General features: G+C 74.6%; 2 protein-coding genes. Both read right to left on the bottom strand.

All coding sequences use genetic code 11. The annotated features are described in order from the left end of the window. Nucleotides 1-28: 28 nt before the first annotated feature. The gene (locus L1885_RS28280; protein ID WP_235799990.1) at nucleotides 29-727 is read right to left on the bottom strand and encodes a TMEM175 family protein; all 699 of its coding nucleotides are present in this window, start codon (nucleotides 725-727) and stop codon (nucleotides 29-31) included. A 203-nt stretch (nucleotides 728-930) separates the two neighbouring features. Next, the gene (locus L1885_RS28275) at nucleotides 931-1,302 is read right to left on the bottom strand and encodes an SgcJ/EcaC family oxidoreductase (protein WP_235799989.1); all 372 of its coding nucleotides are present in this window, start codon (nucleotides 1,300-1,302) and stop codon (nucleotides 931-933) included. Nucleotides 1,303-1,479 lie beyond the last annotated feature (177 nt).

Genomic DNA, 1,479 nt, shown 5'->3' with positions numbered 1-1,479 from the left:
GCCCGGGGCCCGCGCGCGGCGCCGCGGCTCAGCGCCGTCGCGGCCGCAGGAGCGGGCCGAGCGGGCCCTCGCGCAGCCCCTCGCTGGTCAGGGCGTGGTACACGATCACCACGACGATGCACACCAGGCCCAGCGCGGGCCCCACGAACCAGCCCCCGACGCCGCACACCACGTAGAGGCCGAGTCCGGTCAGCGGCCGTACGCGCTGCGTCGTCAGATAGGTGTCGCTGACGCCCGGTTCGAGCAGGTACAGGTGGCGGCTGAGATAGGTGAAGACCCACCACCACGGGGCCGCCATCGCCGCGGCGGCGAGCGCGTAGAACACGACGGCGACGCGCTCGTCGTGCCGGCTGCCCTCGGCCAGCGCGTCCCCGAGCACGGCGGCGGGAAAGGGCACGATCACCGCGCTGAGCAGGATGGCCACGTTGATCCACAGCAGGCCGGAGTCCATGTGCCGCACCCGGTGGAACAGGGCGTGATGGTTGACCCACAGGACGCCCACGTAGGCGAAGGAGACGAGGAAGGCGACGTACGCGGACCACTCGGCCAGCAGCGCGTGGAACAGCTCCCCGGGGCGGTGCTCCGGAAGGCGCAGGTCGAGTACGAGGAGGGTGATGACGATGGCGAACACACCGTCGCTGAACGCCTCCACGCGACTGGTGTCGGAGACCCTGACGTTCGCGTCGCCGGGTGCCCGATCGACTCCATTGTGTGACGGTTCGGCCATGGGCGGACTCTACCCGCGGGGCCCGCGCGGAAGCGGTCCCGCCGCCCGGCGTCCGGCCGAGGTGCCGACGGGGCGTACGGGCCGTCCTGCCCGTACGGATGCCGCCCGCGGGGCCCGTGCGGGGGTCCGCGGAACGCCGCCGCGGCGCGCCGGACGGCCCGGACGGGGTCCGAACAACGAACCCGGCGGCGGCCGTCGGCCGTTCAGTGCTCGGTGCTGATCCGGGACACGTGGTACTGGCGGATGCGCCAGGCGTCCGCGTCGCGGCGCAGGACGAGGGACAGGTGCACGGGCGCCTGCCACCCCGTCGGGTCCCGGAAGACGACGTCCGCGAACCCGCCGGCCGCGTCCTCGCCGATCGTGTAGGTGTGGAGCACGGTGACGTCGGCGGTGCGCCGCTCGGGCACGGCGTCGTAGTACGCGCGCACCGCCTCCCGGCCGGCCGCGACGTCCGGGTCGAAACCCTGGAACAGCGCGTCGGGGGTGAACAGTTCGGCCATGGCGTCCGGCAGGTGGCCGTCGAACGCGGCCTTCCAGCGCGTCAGGATGTCGTGCATCGGGTTGCTGTCGCTCATCACGGTGGTCCTGCTCTGTGCGGAGGAGTGGGTGGTGGGTGCGGGGCGCCGCGCCACGGCGGCCGCGGGGCGGCGCGGGCCGGCGGCCCCGTCGAAGGGCACGGGTGCGGTGGCGGCACGCACCCTCGGAGCGGGGAGCGGGGAGCGGGGAGCGGGGAGCGGGGGGCGGGGGGCGCG

Origin of the sequence: Streptomyces fuscigenes (assembly GCF_021556455.1) — a bacterium.
GTDB lineage: Bacteria > Actinomycetota > Actinomycetes > Streptomycetales > Streptomycetaceae > Streptomyces > Streptomyces fuscigenes.
Note: the sequence above shows the minus strand (reverse complement) of the source record. Positions and strands in the feature narration are given on the sequence as shown.